4 protein-coding genes are annotated in these 6,126 nt (G+C 54.6%); all 4 read right to left on the bottom strand.

Annotated features, from left to right (window positions below):
- On the bottom strand, nucleotides 1-1,450 hold a 1,450-nt coding region (locus ENI00_RS02545; RefSeq protein ID WP_304098388.1), incomplete at its 3' end, for an isocitrate/isopropylmalate family dehydrogenase.
- Nucleotides 1,451-1,505: 55 nt separating this feature from the next.
- On the bottom strand, nucleotides 1,506-2,969 hold the full coding sequence (locus tag ENI00_RS02540) for a malate:quinone oxidoreductase (protein ID WP_304098386.1): 1,464 nt from the start codon (nucleotides 2,967-2,969) through the stop codon (nucleotides 1,506-1,508).
- Nucleotides 2,970-3,089: 120 nt separating this feature from the next.
- A complete protein-coding gene (mprF, locus tag ENI00_RS02535) occupies nucleotides 3,090-5,678 on the bottom strand; it encodes a bifunctional lysylphosphatidylglycerol flippase/synthetase MprF (RefSeq protein WP_304098384.1) in 2,589 nt (862 codons plus the stop codon).
- A complete protein-coding gene (locus ENI00_RS02530; RefSeq protein ID WP_304098381.1) occupies nucleotides 5,665-5,820 on the bottom strand; it encodes a hypothetical protein in 156 nt (51 codons plus the stop codon). Before ENI00_RS02530 ends, mprF begins: the two co-directional genes overlap by 14 nt.
- Nucleotides 5,821-6,126: the final 306 nt, after the last annotated feature.

The raw sequence follows: 6,126 nt of genomic DNA, 5'->3' as shown, positions 1-6,126 counted from the left end.
TGCCGTGGGGCGCTTCAAAGAGCATGGTACCGTCTTTGCTCTCGATGATAGAGCTGGCAGTGGCCAGGCTACCGCCGAGCGCAGCGGAGATGTCCGAGAAAATATCGCCGTCCAGATTCTGGGAGGGATAGAGGGCATTTCTCGGGGGGTCGGTGATCATCTTTTTAAGCTGGCTGGAGGGCCGCATGATCATGAAAGACGGCGGCGGCGTGTGCTCCCGGGCCAGTTCGCGCCGCACTTCGGTGATCACGTTGCTGAAAACTTCGTCGTATTCCATATACTCGCGTTTGAGGCCGAAGTAGACCTCTTTGTCTTTGCGGGACGCATCACGGAAAACCTGGGCCACCCAATCCTTGATGGCTTCATGGTCATTCGACATGAACAGCATGGGGTCGCCGCTCCGGACCCGGCGGGCGTGCTGCTCTTCGCCGTCTACAATCACCTTGAGGATACCGTCTTCCTGCGCCGCCATGTTGAAGCTGCCGTACTGGTCGCCGCCACCCGCGCTCATGCGGGAAATGGAAACATGGGCGCTACGGCTGGGAATGCCAACCTTGCGGAGCTGGTTTATCAGTTTGAACAGCTTGCGCCCAGTGGTGTTGTCGGGCACGCCCCAGAGCGCTCTTTGTGGCGGGCTGGAGATGATGCGAGCGGCCTGGGCGTCGATCAGCTCGTAGTAATAGCCCAACCCCAGATCTTTGATCTGTTGACTGTAGTCACTGTGGTAGATGTCCTCAATCACCGATCGCATGGCGCCATCGTAGCCGGGGATAACGGTATCTTTCAGGCCCAGATAGACATCGCGTTTTTCGTCAATGGCGCGCTGAAAAAAACGGTGAGCCCAGGCTTTGACGTCCTCCATATCGTTGGTAGCCAACAGCCAGGGGTCGCCCTTGCGAACATCGCGGCGGTGCAATTCCACCGGGTCGCCGCTGTTGCCCACAAACATCAGCTTGACCACGCCCGTAGCCTGGGAGAGCTGGTTGAAGCTTTCTTTAATGCCGCCGAATTCCATGGTATCCACTTCAATGTCACGGCCGATCCAGTCCGGGCGGCTGATCTTGAGGTTGCGAAACTGGATGTCTTCTCGGGTAATATTGCCGCTGATACCCTTGCGGATAGCGCCATTAGGGGATTTGGTGGCTAATGGATGCAAGTCGCCAGCGTCGACATCAGGGTGCTTACGGAGCAGTTCATCCAGTTGATGGCGGTTGACGGTCATGCCGGCGTTCTTAACCCCCACACCCAGGCGTTGAAGGGCGCCGATGGCATCGATCACTGCCTGGCCATTGGTCAGCAGGCGGTTTTCCGCAGACAGGTCGATTTCTTCAAGCTGGATGTGCAGGCGCGCGGTCACGAATTTTTTGAGAATCTGCTCAAAAGCAACCTGGGCCATTTCGTCACCATGGAGGATGACCAACGGCGAGGTTACATGAATTCTGTTGTCCATAGATTGCTCTCCGCAGTATTGGCAGTGTTGACGGTTTTGACAGCGCAGGTCGAGCTTATTGCGCCGTTGGCTGAATTATCCCCAACTTTTTATTCGCTGCGTCGCGAATCTCCCGGTAACGATCAGGATTGCTGATTAGTGTATCCAGGTCATCCTCGGGGAAAATCTCACTCTTCTTTTCCCTGGCTTTCTCTTTCGAAAAGATAGACGGTATCAGTTGTTCCAGGCAACGCAACATAACCTCGGGTGAAACCGAAGCCCCTGGCGATGCCCCCAGCAACGTCCCGTAAGTTTTGTCTTTGGATACCAGAATTTCAGTGCCCATCTGCAAATCACCGTCTTTGATTATTTGCACTCGCTGGCCAGCTTGAATTGGCTTCCACTCAAATTTTTTACTCAAGCCCGGAGCAAAGTTTTCCAGCTCCTCGAACATGCTCTTTTGGCCTTTGAACGTCTCTGAAATCAGATATTTAACCAAGGGGAAATTCTCTAAAGCGACGTTCAGCAAGCCAGGAATATCCTGTGGGCGAATTGACCTGAGATAATCAAAGAACCCTCGGTCTCTCTCGAGACGAGGCTTGAATGAGGCGAAAGGACCGAACAATAAGTAATGCTTGCCGTCAACTACCCGCAAATCCAGATGCGGCACAGACATAGGAGGCGCGCCCACTCTCGCTTTGCCATAGGTTTTCGCCCGGTAATACCCGGCTTGCTCTGTGCTGATCGGCGCCCGAAGAAAACGCCCGCCCACAGGAAAGCCAGCGAAGCGGTTTCGAAACGGCAGGTGGCTTTTTTTCAGAAGTGGGAATGCGCCCCCACCGGCACCGACAAAAAGCACATCCGCTTTGTGCTGAACCGGTTTTCCCTTGCATTCAGCCTCGATAACCCACCGTCCGGTCGGGCTCCTGTGTGCGCGCGTAACGTGAGTGCCATACTCAAACTTTACGCCCAACTCTTGCGTTGCGTAGGCCGCCATTTGCTCGGTTAACGCACCAAAATTAACGTCCGTGCCTGTCTCAATAATGGTAGCCGCCATTTTTTCATGGCGTGGGCGTTCATCCATGGTGTAAGGAATCCAGCGCTTGATCTCATCAAAGTCTTCCGAGTAACGCATGTGTTCAAAAAAATGATGGGCCGACATTTCGTTGAATCGCAATCGCAGCTCGTCAATAGCGGATTCGGAAACAATGGTGCAGTGTTTGGTTTGATTAATAAAAGTTTTAGGGTCTTTGATGGCTCCCTTTTCGATCAAATGAGCCCAAAACTGCTTGGCAACATTGAACTGAGCATGAATCTTATAGGCTTTTTCAATCGAAATGGCCTCTCCATCCACCGGAGTATAGTTAAGCTCACAGTTCGCTTCATGCCCCGTACCGGCGTTCCAGAATGGAGATGAGTTCCCCGCGCCGGCGCTGTCCAGCCTTTCTAAAATGGTGATATCCAGATCCGGTGCCATCTCTTTTGCCAAGGTGGCAAAAGTGGTCCCCATAATCCCCGCGCCTATGATGATTACGTTCATAAAATCTACTCGTCAGCGTCAAAATGTTTAGAAATTCGTCAAAACATTACTCAAAATTTGCTCATCAATAGAGCGCAAGCCCCGCAAACACGTCGGGCAGAGCGGAACCTCAATCGTATGCTACTTCATCAATCGACGAAATCCCCCCGAAATCAGCACATTGATCTCGTTAAGAATCTGGGGTGCCGCCAGTCCGCCGGGAGTGGCCAGATAGATGGGGCTCCACTCCGGATCGAATTTTTCTTTGAACGCCCTGAGTCCTCCGAAATTGTAGAAATGTTCACCGTGCTCGTAAACAAAACCGCCGATGCGGTTCCAGATCGGGGCCAGTTGGCGGTTTTCCATGCCCGAAAAGGGCGCGGCCCCCAGTGAAAACCAGTGATAACCTTGAGCCGCACCCCAGAGCATAAGTTCCGCAAGCAGCGCATCCATCGCAAATCCGGGACCACCAGGGCGATGGCGCATCAGATCAAATGACAATTCGTGCATGCTAGCGCCCTTGAAGAGATTGGCGAACGCAGCAATTTCGCCCGTATGACTTCGCAAGACGGCCACGTCGAAGTTGGAAATATAGCCTTCTTCGAAGGCGCCAAGCGCAAACCCCTTCTCCTCTCCCTGCTTGCTTTTAAGCCATGCGTCAGAGATTGATCGCAACTCCGTCATACATGGCGCGAGATCGATCGCAGACACCACTTCAAACACAAAACCGTCACGCTCTGAACGGTTGCGTGCCTGGCGTAGAGCTTTCCTGTTCGAGCCGTCGAGTGTGAAGGCGCGCAGATCGACCCGCGCCACCTCGCCGATCTTGAGAATCGACAGGCCAAGATCGAGAAAAACCGGCATATAGGTCAGCGATATGGCATAGAAAGCGCATCGCTTTCCCTGTCGGTCGGCCATTTCGCGGAGTTGCCAGACAATTTTTTTGGCCATCTTCGCATCCCCTATCGGATCACCCTTCGCAATCAGCGACCTGCCAGTATCCGCATAGGCGATGAACGCGCGTTCATCGTCCGAAACGAGAAACGACTTGTCCCCAGTTAGGGCGATGTTCGACTCGGTGTCTTCGCTATTCGTGATGAGTTTGCGCACCGCGTCGGGAACAGGTTCCAACCGTTTACGGTTTGCCTTACCAACCATCAGGGAATTGAATGCGATCACCGCCAGAGTAATCGCACCTGCAAGACTGGCTCGCAGGAATCGTGAGGCGTCTCCGTGCCAGGTAAAATCCCACCAAAGCACGTTGCGATAAGGTAGGTGGGAATAGGCAAAAAGTCCGATCCAGAATGCGGCTGCCAAAAGGGCCAGTATGCTGACGATCCAAGTGCCGTTCAGCCGGAACACCGATACGCTGTCGGCACGGTAAAACGCCGGGCGAAAAAGCCCCAACACGCCCAAAGTGGCCAGCATGGACAGGGACTCCTCCCAGTCCAGCCCTTTTAGCAATGACGCGATCAACCCCAGGGCGATCAGCCCCATCGCCGCCAACCAGGCACGGTAAAGCTTGCGATAGAGGCCCCGCGCCACAACGATCAAAAACAGCCCGGTAATACTCCCCACCAAGTGAAACGTTTCAACAAAAGTGAGCGGCAGAAATTCGCGCAGCACACCCAGGCGCGACTGTTCAGCAGGGAGATTGCCGGATATCAGAAGGAGTATTCCGGCGAGCAGCGTGATCCCAGCGGCAACAGGCGGAACCAGTGGCCGGAAGGCGCGCCAAATCGTGTGCGCGCCGCCGGTCAATTCACGCCTCCGCGCCAAGCCGGCCATCAGGCTGAGGCCCGCAACCGCGAAGACAAAGGGCACAACTGTGTAAATCACGCGGTAGAGCAGAAGTGCTGCCACAACGTCTGAGCGTCCCGAGGCGCCCAATCCCGAGATAATGGTTGCCTCGAACACGCCCAGTCCACCCGGGGAGTGACTGAGGATACCTAAAGCGACTGCGCCAAAGTAAATCGTAATGAAGTAGGACAGGTTCTGCACCACATCCGCAGGCATAAGAACGTAAAGCACCAAAGCCGCACTGACCAGATCAAGCAGGCCTGCGGCCGTCAGGGCCATGCCCGTTCTTGCGCCCGGCAGGGGGATTGTGAAACTTCCCGCCTTCAGCGTTCGCTTTCCGCTCGCCAGCCAGAAGAGGTAGGCAAGCAGCCCGCCCAGAGCAACGAGGCCGGCCCCCGTTTCAAGAGCCGGAGGTATTGGCAACAGGGCGCTCAAACTCGATGGGTGAAATGCCAACAAACCGCCAAACACCAACGCCAGCCCCGAGCAAAAGCCGCTCCAGGATATTGCGATGACCCCTGAGACTGACGCCAGATCAAGACCGAAAGACGAATACACACGATAGCGAACGGCGGTGCCTGTCAGGTAAGAAACACCTAATAACCCGGATATTGAATAGCCAGCCGCGCCCGCCAGTGCGGCAATGCGAAAAGGCACCTTCGATGGCGCGACCAGGTTGACGGCAAGCACGTCATAAAAGGCGATGCCCACAAAACTGATTGCCGTGAAGGCGAGCGCCTTGAGAAGCGAAGCGGGCGTGGCCGCAACAAGATCGGCTTTAACGTCGACCCATTTCACATGAGCCGCCAGACTGTGCAGGGCGAACATTGCAATCAGCGCGATAACAATCGGAATGGCAATTCTGACAGCTGGGTGCTTGATCATCCGACGCCATCTGCCTTCAGGCAGAGTGGTTTCAATGATTGCCATCAGTGGCTTCTTTGAGCAACTCAATTCTTATCTGCTGCAACTCGACATACTGATACCGAAACCGGACAGGGTCGCGCTTGCAGATCTGCTTTCCTTCGGCCCAGCCAGGTGCGGCACTGGATGAAACAGGCTTAATCGTCATGTCCGGGGCCTTCTCTCGCGGCTTATATCAACATCATGAGTGAAAGACACCTTTATATCCAGAAACAGAGTCCGAACCGGTGAGGCGCCGGTGTGGGTTAACGAAAGGTTTCTGACTGCATCCTTACGCCCGAATGAGTCAATATTTCCATGTTGTGCCTGAATCGAGTAGGAGGCGGGATTACTCCCGCCGTCCTCTCACACCACCGTACGTACGGTTCCGTATACGGCGGTTCATGGTCGGCGCTGAAGCCGTAATACTGTATCAAGCAACGACACGAGTCCCCATTGGTCAAAGACCTTCTTC

The organism is Marinobacter antarcticus, assembly GCF_011049865.1.
In the GTDB taxonomy this organism is placed as follows: Bacteria; Pseudomonadota; Gammaproteobacteria; order Pseudomonadales; family Oleiphilaceae; genus Marinobacter; species Marinobacter antarcticus_A.
The sequence above is the reverse complement of the archived record's forward strand: the minus strand, read 5'-3'. Positions and strand labels throughout refer to the sequence as shown.